Origin of the sequence: Dietzia sp., from assembly GCF_036741115.1 — a bacterium.
Classification (GTDB): domain Bacteria; phylum Actinomycetota; class Actinomycetes; order Mycobacteriales; family Mycobacteriaceae; genus Dietzia.
The window spans coordinates 1-16496 of record NZ_DAINST010000026.1; the positions used below are offsets into that span (position 1 = coordinate 1).

Genomic DNA, 16496 nt, shown 5'->3' on the forward strand with positions numbered 1-16496 from the left:
GGCGAACACCTTTGTCGAGGTCGGCGCGCTCGCCGCAGGCCCCGACGTCGCCTCGGGTGCCACCCCGAACCACGTGAGCATCGACGGCCGCGGCAACGCCTACACGGTCAACAAGTTCGCCCCCTCCGAGGGCGACAACGCGGGCATGAACCAGGTCTGCAAGATCACGCCGAAGACCATGCTCCTCGGCAGCATCGGCGACATCCCGCACGGCCAGATCCTCGGCTCGCTCCCCGACGCGCCTCTGCCAGAGCTCCCCGTGGGGTCGCTCATTCCCGGGAAGTAGTTCTAGGGAGTAGTCCCCGGTAATAGTCCTGACGGCGGAGTTCCCTGCACCCGGCCCCCTCGCTCGCCGGGTGCAGGGAGCATGGCCGCCTCTCGTGGCAGCCGAACACTCCGAGGCGTCACACGAGCCGGATGTTCCCGCCTCCGCGCAGGTGATCTCGTGCACCGCGTGCCGCGTACTTCCCACGATGCTGTTCACTTCCGGCACACTGGTACGCATGATCGACGTCAGAAACCTGACCAAGAAGTACGGTGACAAAACCGCTGTCGAGGACTTGACCTTCAGCGTCAAGCCCGGCGTGGTCACCGGCTTCCTCGGCCCGAACGGCGCCGGCAAGTCCACGACGATGCGGATGATCCTCGGCCTCGACAACCCCACGTCGGGCGAGGCGGCCATCGAGGGCAAGCCGTTCGCGCAGCACGAGGACCCGGCCAAGGTCGCCGGGGCTCTCATCGACCCGACCTGGAATCACCCCGGGCGCTCCGCCCGCTCGCACCTGCGTGCGCAGGCGGCGTACGGCGGGATCCCGGCTTCGCGGGTCGACGAGGTGCTCCACATGGTGGGCCTCCAGGAGGTCGCGAGCAAGCGCGTCGGGGGCTTCTCGCTCGGCATGCGCCAGCGCCTCGGCCTCGCCGCCGCGATGCTCGGCGACCCGAAAGTGCTGCTCTTCGACGAGCCTGTCAACGGCCTCGACCCCGAGGGCATCCTCTGGGTCCGCAACTTTATGAAGGCCCGCTCACGCGAGGGCCGCACGGTTCTCGTGTCCAGCCACCTCCTGTCGGAGATGGCGCTCACGGCCGAGGACCTCATCGTCATCGGCAAGGGCCGCCTCCGCGCGCAGACCTCGGTGCGCGAGCTCATCGACAGCCAAGAGGCGACGGTCATCGTCCGCAGCCCGCACGCGGACGAGTTCGCCGCCACGCTGCGCGAGGAAGACCTCGATGCGCAGCCCACCGGCCAGGAGAATCAGCTGGCGATCAAGAGCAACGCCATCGAGCACGTCGGCGATATCGCTGCCTCCTACGGCTTTACACTCCACGAGCTCCGCCTCGATCGGCCCACGCTCGAGCAGGCGTTCATGTCGCTCACGCAGGACGACGTCGAGTACCGCACCGACCCCATCGCCGATGACAGCTCGGGCCTCGAAGACGTCGTCGGCGGGGTGCCCGGAACGCCCGGCCAGCCCGGCCACTTCCAGAGCAACCCCGGCCAGCCTGGCAACCCCGGTAACTCCGTCCCGCAGTCCCAGCAGTTCCCGCAGCAAGGAGGCCAGCGATGAATCTTCTCAAGGCAGAGTGGATCAAGGCGACCTCTCTTCGCTCGTCGTGGATCCTCCTCGGAATCTCACTCGTCCTCGCCCTCGGCATGGCCGCACTCATGGCGAAGTTCTCGGGGCAGGAAATCGAGGACGCCGGAGGCCAGTCCTCTCAGATCAACTTCACCGCCGGCGGGCTCGTCTCCGCGTCGTACGGCTCCCTCGCAGTGCTCTTCGTGTGGGTGCTCGCGCTCGTGCTCGTCACCGGCGAGTACCGCACGGGCACCATCAAGTCGGTGTTTCTCATGGCGCCGCGCCGCTGGGACGTCTACGCGGTCAAGACCGGGTTCTTCGCCGTGCTCGGCGCCGTGGTCTCGTTCGTGTTCTCGCTGCTGTGCCTGCTCATCGCGTACGCGATCAGCGGCTCGGGCGACCTCTCCCCGTGGACGGGCGGCGGCCTCGCGGCCGCGGGCAAGTACGCGGTCTTCGTGTTCATCTCGATGTTCCTCATGGTCGGCATCAGCGCGATCATCAGGAACATGGCGGGCACGATCGTCCTCGTCATCGCCTGGATCTTCATCGTCGAGAGCCTCGTCGGCACCATCCCGAAGATCGGCGAGCCCATCGCCAAGTGGATGCCCTTCGTCAACGGCATGTCGTGGATCTCCGGTTCCGACCCCGCCCAGGGCGCGGTGTCGACGAACGCCCTGTCCTCGCCGGGCAACATCCTGTGGTTCGCGGTCGTCTGCGTCGTGATCTGGGCTGCCGGACTCTTCGTCCTCCGCTCGCGGGACGCCTAGCCCGACCGGGGCCCAGGCTCGAACTCCCAGCCTGACGGCGCACACCGAAAGCCCACCAGTCCTCCCGGACCGGTGGGCTTTCGGCTATTTCGCGAGCCGTGGTGGCCGGAGGCCGGACGACGGCCGGGCCACACGCGGCCAGCATGCACCCGGCTGTGACCGCGCGCGGCCCGGTCTACTCCGCGGCCTCGGCGATCCGGCCCCGCACTGTGCGCCGGACGATCAGCGCGGCGAGCACCATCGCCGCGAAGCCCACGGCGCTCGTGGCTACGGCGCCCATGTCGAAGGCGTGCCGGGCGGACTCGGCGAGCTCCGCCCCGGCGCGGCCGCCGAGCGCGCCCGCGACATCGAGCCCGCCGCCGAGCGTCTCCCGCGCGGCAGCGGCGCCGGCCTCGCCGGCCACGGACGGGACCGTCACCGACGCCCGGTACACCGCGGTGAGCACCGAGCCGAGGATCGCCGTGCCGAGCACGGCCCCGGTCTCGTACGCGGTCTCCGAAATCGCGGACGCGGCACCGGACTTCGGCGCGGGGACGGACGAGAGGATCACGTCGTTCGACAGCGTCTCGGCCGCCCCGATACCCACGCCGAGCACGACGAACGCCACGACGAGCGCGACATCGTTCGCCATGAGCGCCGCGACCGCGACGAGTACATAGGCACCTGCATTCGCGAGCAGTCCGAGCGACATGATCGCGCCCGGCGGCATATGCCGAACGAGCCGCACCACGAGCAGACCGGCCACGACCGAGGCGGCGAGCCCGGGCACGAGGAGCACGCCGGCGGCCATGGGCGAGTTGCCGCTCACGAGCTGGAGGTGCTGGGAGGCGAAGAACAGGAAGCCCACCAGCGAGAACACCGACAGCAGGTTGGCGAGCACCGATCCGGAGAACGCGGGCACGGCGAACAGGCGGACGTCGAGCATGGGCTCGGCTCCCCGCAGCTGGCGCCGCACGAACGCCGCTCCTGCGAGAACCGCGAGGATGACGGCGGACAGCGCGATCGCCGTATCGCCACTCGAGGCGAGGGTCTTGATGCCGTAGACGAGCGGGGTCATCGTGGCGAGCGAGAGCGCGATGGACACCGCGTCGACGGGGCCCGGGGCGGGGTCCCGCGACTCGGGGACGAGCGCGGGCCCGAGCAGGAGCAGCGGCGCGAGCACCGGCACGGACAGGAGGAACACCGAGCCCCAGTAGTAGTGCTCGAGGAGGAAGCCGCCGACGATGGGTCCGAGCGCGGCGCCGCCGGCGAAGCACGCCGACCAGATGGCGATGGCCGTGCGCCGCTCGGTGGGGTCCGAGATGATGTTCCGGATCAGCGACAGCGTCGCGGGCATAAGCGCCGCGCCGAACAGCGCCATCCCGGCGCGCGCGGCGATGAGCGCCTCCGCCGAAGGCGCGAACGCCGCGAGCACGGAGACCACCGTAAAGCCGAGCGCGCCGATGAGTAGCAGACGGCGGCGGCCGAAGCGGTCGGCGAAGGAACCCATGGGCACGAGGAGGCTCGCGAGGATCAGGGGATAGGTGTCGACGATCCACAGCACCTGCGTGCCGGAGGCGTGCAGCCCCTCGGCGATCGCCGGGACAGCGAACGAGAGGACGGTGTTGTCGACGGAGACGAGCAGCACCGGGAGCATGAGCACGGCGAGCGCGAGCCAGCGCCGGTCGGTGCCGGGGTGGGTCGTCGTTTCGGTGAGAGTCATGGAGTTTTCGCCTCGTGGTCGTGCGGGGTTCGTTCCGTTCGCCGACTATACCGGCTGGACGGTTTGCTTGCCTGAGAGACTGTACCGACCGGACGGTTCTGCAGCAAGGGTGTTGTGCGAGGTCCCGGCAGCGGCGCCGGGTAGATTGGCACGCATGTCCCCCAAGCAGCGCAGCGCCCCGGCCCGAGAAAAGGTCCTCGATGCCTACGAGGCGCTGCTCATCGAGAACGGGGAGAAGGCGGCGACGCTCGAGCAGGTCGCGGCACGCGCTGGGGTGTCGAAGGGCGGGTTGCTCTACCACTTCCGGGACAAGGCGGCGCTGGCCGAGGGCCTGCTCGAGCGACTCGGGGTGCTCTCCGAGCAGGACGCCGAGGCGATGGCGGAGGCGGACGACGGGCCGTCGGCGTACTACGTGCGGACCTCGGTGTTCGAGGATTCGGCGCTCGACCGCTCGATCATCGCGGCGACACGGCTGGATTCCGTGCCGGCCTCGCGGCGGCGCGAGGCGTTCGAGGCGATGCAGTCGCGCTGGCTGTCGCTGATCGAGGGCGAGGTCGGCGACCCAGCCATCGCCCACGCGATCCTGCTGATGGGCGACGGGATGTACTACAACGCGAGCCTCGGAGCGGAGGCCGGCTGGCCTCGGCGGGAGGATCGCGAGGCGCAGATCGCCGAGCTGCTGCGGGTCGTGGAGAGGCTCCGGGGGCTGGCGTAGCGCTGGACCGGCATGGCGCTGGACCGACATGGCGCGAGGGCCCGGCGCAGCGGCGTGCTGTTCCGGGCCCTCGGTGCTACTTGCGTTCGGCCTGCGCCTATTTGGCGTAGTCGACCTGACCTGTCTTCTGATCGATCGCGGCCCAGCGCCAGCCGTCCGCGGACGGATCGTCGGAGGTGAAGGACTTCCACCACGAGTCCAGCGTGCCGTCGGCGATGTACGCGGCGAGGGCGCGGCTCGCGGCGCGGCGGGCGTTGGTCTCGCACTCGGCGCCCGCGGGGATCGCGGCGTCGAGCGCCTCGCCGTCGACCTCGACGGTCCCGCACTTCTCGGTGTCGGCCGGCAGCGTGCCGGGCTCCGCGGGGATCACCGGCGCAGGAGTCGCCGTAGCCGGGCTCGTCGCCGAGTCATTCGGCTCTTCGCCTGTGACGGCGGAGGTCCCCGCCGTCACGCCCGCCGCATCGGTGGCGTCCTCTGCCTGGCTGGGCGCGGCGGCGCCCCCGGCCTCCGGCGGCGGGGAGACCGGGAGCATCCCGGGGGCGAGTCTCGGTCTGAGGAGCGAGAGTTCGGGCTCGTCCTCAGGCTCGCTAGTGTGCGGGATCGGATCTGCGGGATCCCTGGGCTCGTTCGGGCCGCTGATCCTCGGAGGCCTGCTCGCCGGATCGGTGGCCCTGGGGATCGGAATCGGTATCGGGTTCTCACTCGCCCAGAATCCCGAGGTACGCGCTGCGGTCGAGGACTTCTCCGCCGTGGTGCTGGATCGCGGGTTCGCCGACGGCGTCGCATTCGAGCGGGCGCGCGCATGCTCAGGCCATCGCCACGCCAGGACATCAGTGGGTCACGGAAAACGCCGAGGTTCGAGACATCTCCGAGCGTTCTCTGACCACCGATTCCGTGGCGTGGGCACTCGTGGCTCTCGCGGCCATCGGCGTCATCTATCTGTTGGCACTTGCTGCGCGGATCGCGCGCTCCGGCCGAGTAGGCCGACCCGGCCGGAGCAGCTAGCGAGTAGCGCCTACCGCGACTCGATGGGCAGGTAAACCCGCCCGCCGGCCGCCGCGAACTCCTCGGACTTCTCCGCCATGCCGGCCTCGATGGCCTCCACGGAATCGAGGCCGTGCTCGGCGGCGTAGTCGCGAATGTCCTGCGAGATCCGCATCGAGCAGAACTTCGGTCCACACATCGAGCAGAAGTGCGCGGTCTTCGCTGGCTCGGCCGGCAGCGTCTCGTCGTGATACGAAAGCGCAGTGTCCGGATCGAGCGCGAGCGCGAACTGGTCGCGCCAGCGGAACTCGAAGCGCGCCGTCGAGAGCGCGTCGTCGCGCTCCTGCGCCCGCGGGTGCCCCTTGGCGAGGTCCGCCGAGTGCGCCGCGATCTTGTAGGTAATAACGCCCGTCTTCACGTCGTCCCTGTTTGGTAGCCCGAGGTGCTCTTTCGGGGTCACGTAGCAGAGCATCGCGGTGCCGGCCTGAGCGATCATCGCCGCGCCGATCGCCGAGGTGATGTGGTCGTAGCCCGGCGCGATGTCCGTGGCCAGCGGCCCGAGCGTGTAGAACGGCGCCTCCTCGCACCACTCCTCCTCGAGCCGCACGTTTTCGACGATCTTGTCCATCGGTACGTGCCCCGGCCCCTCGATCATCACCTGCACGCCGTGCGCCTTCGCGATCCCCGTGAGCTCGCCGAGCGTCCGCAGCTCAGCGAGCTGCGCCTCGTCGTTGGCGTCGGCGATCGAGCCGGGCCGCAGCCCGTCGCCGAGCGAAAAGGTCACATCGTATGCGCGGAGGATTTCGCACAGCTCGGGAAAGTGCGTGTAGAGGAACGACTCGGTGTGGTGCGCGAGGCACCACGCCGCCATGATCGAGCCGCCGCGCGAGACGATCCCCGTGACCCGCTTCGCGGCGAGCGGAACGTACCGCAGCTGCACTCCCGCGTGGACGGTCATATAGTCCACGCCCTGCTCGCATTGCTCGATCACAGTGTCCCGGTAGAGCTCCCACGTGAGCTTCGCCGGATCGCCGTTGACCTTCTCCAGCGCCTGGTAGATCGGCACCGTGCCGATGGGCACCGGCGAGTTCCGCAGGATCCACTCGCGCGTCGCGTGGATGTCCTTGCCCGTGGACAGGTCCATCACGGTGTCGGCGCCCCAGCGAGTCGCCCACACCATCTTCTCGACCTCTTCGGAAATAGAGGAGGTTACCGCCGAGTTGCCGATGTTCGCGTTGATCTTCGTCGCGAACCGCTTGCCGATGATCATCGGCTCGGACTCCGGATGGCGGTGGTTTGCGGGGATGACGGCGCGCCCCGACGCCACCTCCGCCCGCACGACTTCGGGGTCGAATCCCTCGCGGGCCGCGATGAATCGGACCTCCGGCGTCAGGAATCCGGCCCTTGCCCAGGCCAGTTGGGTGGCGGCGCCGTCCACGGGGGCGGGATGCGTCCAGTCCGCGCGGAGGCGGGGGAGACCGGAGGCGAGGTCGTGGCAGTCCGAGGCGTCGGACGCGTAGCCGGTGTACGGGCCGGAGGTGTCGTACACAGCAAAAGTAGAGCCGTTGGTGAGATCGATGCGCCGCTGCGGGATTCGCAGCGTGGCTGCCGCTCCCGCGTCCGCGCACGGCACCTCGGTGTAGCCCTTGCTGGAGGAATAGATGGGGCCGCAGGTCACAGATTCCGAGGCGGAATCGGCAAACGAGGGCACAGTGGTTTCGCTCATGGAAGAGACTCCCTACGCCGGCATTACCCGGTCAGGTTCGACGGTCGACGGCCCTGCTGCCGTCCTCTCAGCCCCGAGCAGATCGGTGGGGCTCCCGTGTGAGACAAGAACTGTTGCTTCGATATTCGGTTGTCCCCGCGGCGGCGTGCGCTGCGAGGGTCGCGCGATGCGACACCTGATCGGCATCGCGTATGACGACGGGCGCCACCCTACCCGTGGCCGGCCGCGGCTACGCCCCGATCGGGGAATCGGCGCCCACCGCGAGCCCTGCGCACAGCAGGTCGAGCCACAAGCCCACCGACGCTCGCGCCTCGGGCGTGTCCGGGTAGCGGCACCGGATGTGGAGGCCGCCCGGGTTGACGACGAACCACACCATGACCCCCGTCGTCCGGATCGCCGCGGACACGTGCTGGGGGTCGAGCGTGTGATCGACATCCACCGGGAGGCGGCGGTTGTCGAGCCACGAGATCGCGAACATCTCCGGCGTGTGGGGCATCCCGCCCCACGGCGCGAGGAGCCGGGCAAGGGGATGGCTGCCGAGGGCGATGGCCGCCTTGATCGCCGCCCCGCAGGCCGCGGGTTCGGTGGCGTCGTTCTCGAGCACCGAGTTGGTGATGAACCAGCCGACCGAGTCGTTCCACCGTTCCCCGTGTCGCGAGTGGACGGGGAAGACCGCGCGGAGGGCGGGGGCTGGGGAGACGTCGGCAGCGCCGCCGCTCTTCGGCGGACCGGCTAGGGCGCGGAATGCGGCGGTCATCTCGGCGACGGCGACGCCGAGCATCCGGGCGCCGCGGCGCCCCGCGTTCTCCTCGAGTCGCGCGAGCCCGGCGGCATCGAGCACGTCGCGGACCTCGACGACCTCGTCGCGAGGCGCCGAGACGTCGCCGAGCGGCAGCGGGAATCGCGGCATCTCCCCGCCGCCCGTGCGCATGATCTCGTTCCACCGCTCCCGCACCGCCTCCGGAGCTACCGGCCTGGCCGCGAGCTCCGCGGTATGCGCCGCGAACGGCGGCGGCGCCGGCTGCCCGGCGAACGGCTCGCGCCCGTCCGCCACGGCATCGAGCGCGGCCGTGAGGTCCCGCAGCACCACGAGCAGTGACCACGCGTCGACATGCGAATGATCGAACCCGATGACCACCTGCGGGCGCTCTCTGGGATCTGACGGTTCGAGAAGGCACAGCGCGTACGAGGGGACCGCGAAGGGCTGGCACGCCTCGTCGAACTCCCGGCGGAGTACGGCGCGCGGGTCCTCGCCCGGCGTCGCGTCCGGGGTGCGCCACCACCCCGGCGTGACGGAGATGTCCTGGAGGAGGGGACGTTTGACGTCATGGGCACAAGATCCGGGGCCGCCCGGCGCGGCCACCCGCGTGCGGAGGGTTCCGTGCCGGGCGATCGCGGCGAGCCACGCGGCGGCGATATCCGCGCGGCCGATTGGGAAGGGGAGGCGGAAGGCGAGCGCCATCCACGAACCCGCGCGCGGGCCGAGCGCGATGTGGCGTTCCTGGTCGAACGACGCCGGGCGCAGGCGCGCTCCGGGGACGTCAGTGACGTTCGGCGAGTACCGGTGCACGACGCCGGGGACGGTGCGCATGCGGGCTATGGTGGTAAGCCTCATACGGGGAATCTATGGGTCCCCGGTTACGGCAGAGGTAGTCGAATATGTCCGTTTGGAAAACTCGCGCTTCGGGTGAGGAACGGGCTCGCGCAGCGGGTCTCGCCCTAGACAAACGCGGCCGTGGCGAACCCGTCGTGCAGCTCCACGGGCTCACCTCGAGCCGCGCGCGCGACGAGACGCTGCGACTCGACCTCACTGCAGGGCGGAACGGCCTTCGTGTGCTGCGCTATGACGCCTTCGGCCACGGCCTGTCCGCCGGCTCCACCTCGCCCGCCGACTACGAATGGGACACCCTCGCCGACGACCTCCTCGCGCTGCTCGACGCCGAATTCCCCGGCCGCCGCGTGCACGGTGTGGGCCAGTCCATGGGGACTGCCACGCTTCTGACGGCGGCCGTCCGCGACCCCTCGCGGTTCGCATCGCTCTCGCTCGGAATCCCGCCGACGGCGTGGGATACCCGGGCGGCGCAGGCTGCGGACTACGAGGATTCGGCGGTATTCGTGGAGCGTTCCGGTCGCTCGGCGTTCGCGGAATCGCGGCGGGACCTGCCGCTGCCGCCGGCGGCCGAGCCCGACCGTCCACACATGCTGCCCGACGTCCGCGAGGAGTGGCTGCCCGCCGCGTTTCGGGGAGCGGCGGCGTCCGACCTGCCCGCGCGGGAGGAGATCGCGGCGCTCCGGATCCCGACGCTCGTGCTCGCCTGGACCGAGGATGCCTCGCACCCTGAGAGCTCGGCCCGCGAGTTGCACCGGCTGGTGTCCGGTTCCCGGATCTACGTGGCATCGCGTCCCGAGCCGGTGCGTGAGTGGCCGGCGATGATCTCGAAGCACATCGAGTGCGCGGCAGCGGCCGCGATCGCCGGCGAGGGGGCGGACGGCGCACTGCCCGGGGGCATCCCGGGGGACTCGTAGGCGAAGCGCCACAGCGTCGCAGCCGACGTGGGTACCATGCCCAGACTGGCCCCGGCGGAGGAGGACTCATGGACGGAACGCCATCGTTGGCCCTGGTGGACAACCCGGATCGGAGCCGATTCGAGCTGTGGGACTCAGGCACCCTCCTCGGACTCGTCGGCTACGAGATCGAACCCCCCACGATGTCCGGCCCGCGTGTCTACCGGCTGATGCACACCGTTGTCGAGGCGAAGTTCGGCCGCCAGGGGATCGCCCGCCTGCTCGTGACCCTCGTGCTCACCCGCCTCCGCTTCGACGGGGCGCAGATCTCGCCGGTGTGCACCTACGTGCGGCGCTACCTCAACCGCTTCCCCGAGTACAAGCCGCTCGTCGCGCACGACACGTAGGCGCTATTCGCCCGCACCTCCGGCTGCGGCACCTCCGGCTGCGGCACCTTCGACGGTGTCGCCGCCTGCGGAGGCTGCGGCGCTCGTCGGGGGCTCCTCGGCCGCGGACGTCTCGATCTGCGGTTCCGAGGTGGGGACCGAGGGCTCATTGTTCTGCGTCGGCGGGGCCTGGCGTTCGGGCGATGGCCGGGAGGGCGTGGACCGATTCGTGCACGAGCTGAGGTCGGCGACCTGCGCGTCCGTGCCGGGGCAGCGGAATGGGCGTTCGCGGAGAACGTCTTCCCGCAGCTGCTTGCAAAGGGGATCTGGCCCGAAGGACCCATCAGAGAAAATCGCGTTCTCGGTCCAGTTTCCGCCGCCGAAGATGCAGTGGACGAACTCCTTGTCGGACACCTGTGACGAGCCGGCTGCGGAAGCGGCCCCCGCCGCGGGAACCGTGGTGGTGACCTTCGGCTTGGCCTTCGTTGTCGTCGCGGACCGGGTGGACGCGGTCTTCGTGACGGTCACAGTCGCCTCTTCTGCCGGTCCCGAAGAGCAGCCCGCGAGCAGAACAGCGACCGCCGCAATGGGCACGCATGCACGCAAAAGTAAAGACATGGATATACATCCCCTCTGTAAGTGCTCCCACCTGCGGGAAGCGCATGAGCAAGAACTTACAACGAGGGGCCGACATTCGTAAGAGTCGCTACCCCTGTGGCCCGCGACACTTTCCTCTATTTTTGCTGTGCCTTAGATCACGGTGACATCTCTATAAAAGTCGATCCGGCCTGCGCCACCCTCCCTCGTGCAGTTCGGGGCCGTTAACAGAAGCCGACAATAAGCGGCATTTTCGGCCGGAAAGCCTCGTGTTTCCGTGTTGTTCACTTGCCCCAATTGTGTTGGCACACAGCGGTCGTAATCTCCTATGGCGATGCGGATCGGTGCTTCTCCTCGGATCCGCGGATCAGAATAAATCCTCGACGACCTTCGAAAGGCACCCGTGCTCATCCTGATCGCGCTCGCGGCACTCTTCCTCGCCGGTGTCCTCACCACGACGGCGATGCACAACCGGAGCCACCGCAACCGACTCCGCCATCTCGAAACCATCGTCCACGTCAACGGCATCCGCGGGAAGTCGACCGTGACCCGCCTGATCCACGGCGCGTTCCACGAGTCCGGCCGTGCCACGGTCGCGAAGACCACGGGCACCTACGCCTGCGTCATCGATGCCGACAAGGGCGAGCACCCCATCCGCCGCAAGTACGCGCCGAACATCCTCGAGCAGTTCTCCATCGTGGGCCGCTGGGTCACGGAGTCCGTCGACGCGATGGTCGTCGAGTGCATGGCAGTGCGCCCCGAGTACCAGAAGTTCTGCCAGGACAAGATCGTCCACGGCGACATCGTGGTCATCACCAACGTCCGCATCGACCACACCGAGGAGATGGGCGAGACGCTAGAGGAGATCGCCGCCTCGCTGTGCTCGACGATGCCGAAGAACGGCGTCGTGGTCACCGGCGAGCGCAACCCGGCCGTCCTCGACGTCCTCCGCTCCGAGGCAGAGAAGGCGGGCTCGCGTCTCATCGTCGCCGACCCGGACCAGATCAGCGACGAGCACCTCGGCGCCTACCGCTACCTGCAGTTCAAGGAGAACGTCGCCGTCGGCCTCGAGGTCTGCGCGCTCCTTGGCATCGACTCCGACACCGCCCTGCGCGGCATGCTCGCCGCCGAGCCGGACCCGGGCATGGTGACCGTCGATACGGTCGAGTACGCAGGCAAGCGGGTCCATTGGGTCCCGGCGTTCGCCGTCAACGACAAGGAATCGACCATCTCGGTGCTCGACGAGATCGACACGCTGCTCCCCGAGGGGTGCCGCAAGATCGGCCTCCTCAACAATCGTAGTGACCGCGGTACGCGCGCCGAGCTCTTCGCCGAGGTCGTGTGCAGAGACGTTCCGCATCACTTCGAGAAGGTCGCGCTGCTCGGCGATCTCGAGCGCCCTGTCGGCGAGAAGATCGTGGCCGGGGGATGGAAGTCGCACAACGTGTTGCGCCTCGGCGCCGCGACGAACCCCTCGCGCGACGAGCTCCTCGATGCGCTCGTCCACTCGTTGCCGGACGACGATGTCGCGCTCGTCGGGATGGTGAACATCCACTCGGCGCAGGCGGAGACGCTCATCGAGTTCTTCGAGGACGCGGAGAAGGTGCCCTTCGAGATTTCCGGACGCGCGCCGGAGACACCCGAAGAGCAGATCGCGCAGGCCAAGCTCGACCGCGAGCTGCTCGAGGATTACGAGCACGAGTTCGCCGAGTACGGAGTGGATCTGCACGACCGCGAGGGCATGGCGGCGCTCGGCGTCGAGACCCCGGCGCCGCAGGCAAAGTTCATCCAGCTAGAGGCGGCGCTCAAGGTGCTCGAGCGCAAGAAGGAAAAGGCCGAGCAGCGGTGATGCATTCCCTCGTTGGAGACGTCTCCGACTTCTACCTCGCCGCGGCGTTCTTTATCGGCGTGATCGCGTCGTACGCCTTCCACCGGTTCACGTTCATCTCGCTCGGCGGGCTCATCTCGGTGGGATACCTCGCCGGCGCGCTCGTCGATCCGCTCGACGTGGTCGCCACGATCGTGCTGTCGTTCGTGAGCTACCTGCTCCTCTACAACCTCGTCCTCCGCTTCTTCGTCCTGTCCTCGCGGCGCTCATTCGAGCTCGGCGTGCTCACGGGCATGGTGCTGTCGATCGGATTCGAGTTCCTCGTCGACCGGCCGTTCCTCGACGGTGCGCCGGACCTCAGCGCCGTGACGATCATCGGGTTCATGGTCCCCGGCCTCGTCGCCCACGAGTTCAAGCGGCAGGGCGTGGGGCGGACCATCGTCCCGCTCGTCGGGATCGTCGTGGCCGTGGGTGTGCTGGCGCTCGGCGTCACTCTGGTGGCCAAGGCGCTGCTCGGCGCCGACGCCCTCCAGCTGACCACGTCCACCGCCGCGGAGCCGCTCGGCTCGAGCCGGATTATGCTGGCGATGTTCGTGTCGGTGGTCGTCGCGGCGCTCCTCTGGGATGTGCTCGGCCTGCGCTCCGGCGGATATGTGACGGCAGCCGTCCTCGTCCTCTCGGTGTCCGGGTGGATTCCGGCGCTCGTTCTCCTCGGCGCCGTCGCGATTACCTACGGGGCCGTGACGCTCGCGTGCAAGCACCTCCCGGTCTTTGGAAAGCAACGGCTGACGCTCGCGATCCTCGTGTCCGGGATCGTGACGATGGCGGCGCAGATAATCATCCTGCGGCAGACGGGCGAGGCGGTGTTCACGGGCTTCGTGGTGGTCGCACTGGTGACTCCGGCGTTGATCGCCAACGATGTCGTCCGCGTGGGCGTGTGGCGGACTGGAGCGGGGATGGCCGCGACTGGTGCCGCGGTCGCGGGAGCGCTCGCGCTCGCCGGCTAAGGGTCTTTGGTTCTCGGGCGACCCCGGGTTTCGGTGTGATTGCTCCGTGCTGATGGGCGCGGGCCAATGCACTGGGGCCCGGGGTTTTCTGCGTCGGGCGGGTGGTGCCGGAGTGCGGTGCGAGGCGCTAAGCGCTGGCCTCGAAGGCCGGCGCCGTCCTCGACGGCCGACGTCGTCCCCGGCGACCGGCGCTGGTCTCGGCGACTGGCGCCAGCTACAAAGGCCGATGTCGTCCCCGGCGAGCCGTTTCAAATATCCGGGCCCCAGCACAATCCAACGTGTGGAGTTCCGCGCGACGATTGTTGTGGAACCCGGATATTTCGAGCGGGTGAGGCCGGGGATTGCGATGGAAGCAGAGAATTTCAGTGGGCCCGGATATCCGTGCGTCCCGTGACTTTATCACTGGGGCACGAAGCTCCGTATCGCTCGCCGGCCCGGCTGGGCGCCTGCGCTGCACGCGGCGCAAATGCGGGCCGACCCCGAGGCCCTAACCCCCGCGGACCTCGCCCTCGCGGCGCGGATCCGCGCCACCGATCAACGTTCCGTCCTGGCGGAGGATCGTCGCCTGGCCACTCGGCATCGGCGCCTCCGACGGATCAGGCCCGCGGCCGGATAGTTCATCGACGAGCGAGTTGCCGGATTTGCCGTTGCTGGCGCCCCAGCCGTCCTCCACGATGGTCTCCGAGCGCGAGACGGCGCCGACGTTCCGCAATGCGGCCGCCTGCTGCGGATCAAGTCCCCAATCGAGCATGGCCACGAGATTCTTGACCACGTACGACGTGATCTCCGAGCCACCCGGCGAACCCGTCGCGAGGAAAGGCGTGCCGATCGATCCGTCTTCCCGGGACGAGAACACCATCGTCGGCGCCATCGCCGTGCGCGGGCGCTTCCCGCCGGCCAGAGAATTCGCCACCTGCTCGCCGTTCTTCTCCGGATCGGTGGCGAAGTTCTCCAGGTGATTGTTGAGGAAGAATCCGCCCGCCATGTGGAACGAGCCGAAGTTCGACTGCAGCGAGGTGGTCATCGACGCCATATTCCCGTCGCCGTCGACGATCGAGACGTGCGAGGTGCCCTCCTCCTTCTCGTCGTCGGTGTTCTTCTGCTCCTTGCCGGGTTCCGCTTTCTTCATCGCCTTGCCGGGGTCCGGGTCGATCTGGGCGGCGCGCTGCTTCGCGTACTCGGGATCGACGAGCGAGAACGTCTCCCCGTCCGGGGGATCGACGTACGCCTGATCCGCGGAGTACGCGCTGCGGTCGGCGAGCGCGAGTCGCTCGGCCTCCGACAGAGCGTGCGCCGATTCCGGAGCAAGGTCCTCGCCGCCATCGGAACCGTTGGACCCGGACCCGCTGGACCCACTGGACCCGGACGCGCCGCCCGAACCCCCTCCCGGGGCAGGGAGCTCCATGTTCCCGAGGATCGCCAGCGAGGACAGCACCGCAGTGCTCCCGGCCTCCGGCGCATGGGAACCGCACACGAGCTGCGCCTCGCGGTAGCGGATGCACAGCGGGGAACCGGTGGTCACCGAGTACTCCGAGAGATCCTCGGTAGACATCCGACTCGGGGTGCGGCCGCCCGAATCGTCGGTAGCCGCCTTGACGACGGACTGCGCGAGCTCCCCCGAGTAGAAGGCGCCGGGCCCCTCGGCGAGGGCGTCGAGCGTCGTCACATAGTCGGGGTTGCGCAAGATATCGCCGGACCGCACCCGATTGCCATCCGGCATGAGGTACGCGGCAGCGTCCGGGGAGTCCGCGAGCTGATCTCGGGAGCCGCTCACCGCGTTGGCGAGCCGGGTGCTCACCTCGAATCCGTCGGTGGCGAGCGTGCGGGCGGACGCGAAGTCCTCGCCCCACGATTTGCGGCCGTACCCGTCGTGGACTGCGCCGAGCAGCGCGGGAATGCCGGGGACGCCGATGGAGCGTCCGCTGCTGCGTACGTCCGGCTGCGGCGATGAGCTGTCGTCCGCGGACTGGCGCGCGAGGTCCGTCGGCTGCGCGGCACCGGGAGCGGTCTCCATGCCGTCGTACGAGGTGGTCTCGTCCTTCGCGGCGTCGTAGTACAGCGCGAACCCGCCTCCGCCGAAGCTCGAGGACTGCGGCTCGACGAGCCCGAGGACGGCCTGCGCGGCGAGGAGCCCGTCGGCCGCGGAACCGCCGCCTGCGAGCACGCGGCACGCCGCCTCGGAGGCGAGCGGGTTGGCGGTGGAGACGGCGAAATCATTCGCGCTGACGGCGGACATCGCCCCTCTATCGTTCACCTCGTCGCCCGCGGTGGCTCCGGTCGTGGCCGGCGCGCAATCCGAGGCGGGAATGGACTCGCCGGCTGCGGACATCACTTCGGGGTGCGCGAGCTCGTCGGCCTTGCCTCCGATCGAGAAGTCGCCGACCCCGCAGCCCGCGGCACCGGCGAGCAACACGGCCGAGGTGGCCGCGGCGGCGACCGCCCGTCCGCGCGCCCTCGAGGGAGACTGCCTGGAGGGGCCGGACCCCGTGTGCCGCGTCGAGCTCTCGCCCGGGCGGTCTGTCGATCCTGTGCGCGTGCGCTCGGACGGGGTGGTGCTGCGGTACAAATGTGCCTTTCGATGCTGCGCGGCGGCGGCTAGTTTGCCGGCCGATGCGCCGGCGGCGCGTGCCGTTCGTGGGGCGCCCACGGGGCCGGGTTCGCCGGAGCGTTCTGGGGACGGTGCGCCGGCGGCGCGTGCCGTTCGT

Annotated in this window: 14 protein-coding genes; 8 read left to right on the forward strand and 6 right to left on the reverse strand. The window is 69.3% G+C overall.

The window, feature by feature from the left end; genetic code table 11:
• The 3 genes from V7E05_RS05890 to V7E05_RS05900 all read left to right on the forward strand — a co-directional run.
• Positions 1-286: hypothetical protein (locus tag V7E05_RS05890; protein WP_333618744.1), on the forward strand; the 286-nt coding region annotated here is incomplete at its 5' end.
• 217 nt (positions 287-503) lie between these two features.
• Positions 504-1565 carry an ATP-binding cassette domain-containing protein gene (locus V7E05_RS05895; RefSeq protein ID WP_333618745.1) on the forward strand — a complete coding sequence of 354 codons (1062 nt, stop codon included), beginning with the start codon at positions 504-506 and terminating at the stop codon, positions 1563-1565.
• Positions 1562-2341, forward strand: coding sequence for an ABC transporter permease subunit (locus V7E05_RS05900; protein ID WP_333618746.1), 780 nt, complete (start codon positions 1562-1564; stop codon positions 2339-2341). The genes V7E05_RS05895 and V7E05_RS05900 overlap by 4 nt, the downstream gene beginning before the upstream one ends.
• A 175-nt stretch (positions 2342-2516) precedes the next feature.
• Here V7E05_RS05900 and V7E05_RS05905 read toward each other — a convergent pair whose 3' ends face one another.
• On the reverse strand, positions 2517-4043 hold the full coding sequence (locus V7E05_RS05905) for an MFS transporter (protein ID WP_333618747.1): 1527 nt from the start codon (positions 4041-4043) through the stop codon (positions 2517-2519).
• A 154-nt stretch (positions 4044-4197) separates the two neighbouring features.
• Here V7E05_RS05905 and V7E05_RS05910 point away from each other — a divergent pair, with 154 nt between their 5' ends.
• Positions 4198-4758: a TetR/AcrR family transcriptional regulator gene (locus V7E05_RS05910; protein WP_333618748.1), complete on the forward strand. Its 561-nt coding sequence runs from the start codon at positions 4198-4200 to the stop codon at positions 4756-4758.
• Positions 4759-4855: 97 nt separating this feature from the next.
• Here the strand turns inward: V7E05_RS05910 and V7E05_RS05915 are convergent, their stop codons facing one another.
• The 3 genes from V7E05_RS05915 to V7E05_RS05925 all read right to left on the reverse strand — a co-directional run bounded on the left by V7E05_RS05915 (position 4856) and on the right by V7E05_RS05925 (position 9059).
• On the reverse strand, positions 4856-5290 hold the full coding sequence (locus V7E05_RS05915) for a hypothetical protein (protein ID WP_333618749.1): 435 nt from the start codon (positions 5288-5290) through the stop codon (positions 4856-4858).
• A gap of 483 nt (positions 5291-5773) precedes the next feature.
• Positions 5774-7468 (reverse strand): phosphomethylpyrimidine synthase ThiC, encoded by a 1695-nt coding sequence (gene thiC, locus V7E05_RS05920; protein WP_333618750.1) that lies wholly within the window; start codon positions 7466-7468, stop codon positions 5774-5776.
• 229 nt (positions 7469-7697) lie between these two features.
• On the reverse strand, positions 7698-9059 hold the full coding sequence (locus V7E05_RS05925) for a hypothetical protein (protein WP_333618751.1): 1362 nt from the start codon (positions 9057-9059) through the stop codon (positions 7698-7700).
• A 68-nt stretch (positions 9060-9127) separates the two neighbouring features.
• On the opposite strand from V7E05_RS05925, the gene V7E05_RS05930 reads away from it, so the two are divergent.
• Positions 9128-9994, forward strand: coding sequence for an alpha/beta fold hydrolase (locus tag V7E05_RS05930; RefSeq protein ID WP_333618752.1), 867 nt, complete (start codon positions 9128-9130; stop codon positions 9992-9994).
• Positions 9995-10062: 68 nt separating this feature from the next.
• Positions 10063-10380, forward strand: coding sequence for a GNAT family N-acetyltransferase (locus tag V7E05_RS05935; protein ID WP_333618753.1), 318 nt, complete (start codon positions 10063-10065; stop codon positions 10378-10380).
• Between the two features lie 3 nt (positions 10381-10383).
• On the opposite strand, the gene V7E05_RS05940 is transcribed toward V7E05_RS05935, so the two are convergent.
• Entirely contained in the window at positions 10384-10887 is a 504-nt protein-coding gene (locus V7E05_RS05940; protein WP_333618754.1) for a hypothetical protein, read from the reverse strand.
• Between the two features lie 472 nt (positions 10888-11359).
• Between V7E05_RS05940 and pgsB the strand changes: the two genes are divergently transcribed.
• Both pgsB and V7E05_RS05950 read left to right on the forward strand, forming a co-directional pair.
• Entirely contained in the window at positions 11360-12805 is a 1446-nt protein-coding gene (pgsB, locus tag V7E05_RS05945; protein WP_333618755.1) for a poly-gamma-glutamate synthase PgsB, read from the forward strand.
• The gene (locus V7E05_RS05950) at positions 12805-13791 is read left to right on the forward strand and encodes a poly-gamma-glutamate biosynthesis protein PgsC/CapC (RefSeq protein ID WP_333618756.1); all 987 of its coding nucleotides are present in this window, start codon (positions 12805-12807) and stop codon (positions 13789-13791) included. The genes pgsB and V7E05_RS05950 overlap by 1 nt, the downstream gene beginning before the upstream one ends.
• A 487-nt stretch (positions 13792-14278) precedes the next feature.
• Here V7E05_RS05950 and V7E05_RS05955 read toward each other — a convergent pair whose 3' ends face one another.
• Entirely contained in the window at positions 14279-16357 is a 2079-nt protein-coding gene (locus V7E05_RS05955) for a gamma-glutamyltransferase family protein (protein ID WP_333618757.1), read from the reverse strand.
• Positions 16358-16496: the final 139 nt, after the last annotated feature.

Excerpts from the sequence above, each read along its gene's own strand:
- V7E05_RS05915 (WP_333618749.1), bottom strand. The coding sequence starts at position 5,290 with ATGCTCCCGGTCTCCCCGCCGCCGGAGGCCGGGGGCGCCGCCGCGCCC.
- thiC (WP_333618750.1), bottom strand. The coding sequence starts at position 7,468 with ATGAGCGAAACCACTGTGCCCTCGTTTGCCGATTCCGCCTCGGAATCT.
- V7E05_RS05925 (WP_333618751.1), bottom strand. The coding sequence starts at position 9,059 with ATGCGCACCGTCCCCGGCGTCGTGCACCGGTACTCGCCGAACGTCACT.
- V7E05_RS05950 (WP_333618756.1), top strand. The coding sequence starts at position 12,805 with ATGCATTCCCTCGTTGGAGACGTCTCCGACTTCTACCTCGCCGCGGCG.
- V7E05_RS05935 (WP_333618753.1), top strand. The coding sequence starts at position 10,063 with ATGGACGGAACGCCATCGTTGGCCCTGGTGGACAACCCGGATCGGAGC.
- V7E05_RS05900 (WP_333618746.1), top strand. The coding sequence starts at position 1,562 with ATGAATCTTCTCAAGGCAGAGTGGATCAAGGCGACCTCTCTTCGCTCG.
- V7E05_RS05930 (WP_333618752.1), top strand. The coding sequence starts at position 9,128 with ATGTCCGTTTGGAAAACTCGCGCTTCGGGTGAGGAACGGGCTCGCGCA.
- V7E05_RS05895 (WP_333618745.1), top strand. The coding sequence starts at position 504 with ATGATCGACGTCAGAAACCTGACCAAGAAGTACGGTGACAAAACCGCT.
- V7E05_RS05905 (WP_333618747.1), bottom strand. The coding sequence starts at position 4,043 with ATGACTCTCACCGAAACGACGACCCACCCCGGCACCGACCGGCGCTGG.
- V7E05_RS05910 (WP_333618748.1), top strand. The coding sequence starts at position 4,198 with ATGTCCCCCAAGCAGCGCAGCGCCCCGGCCCGAGAAAAGGTCCTCGAT.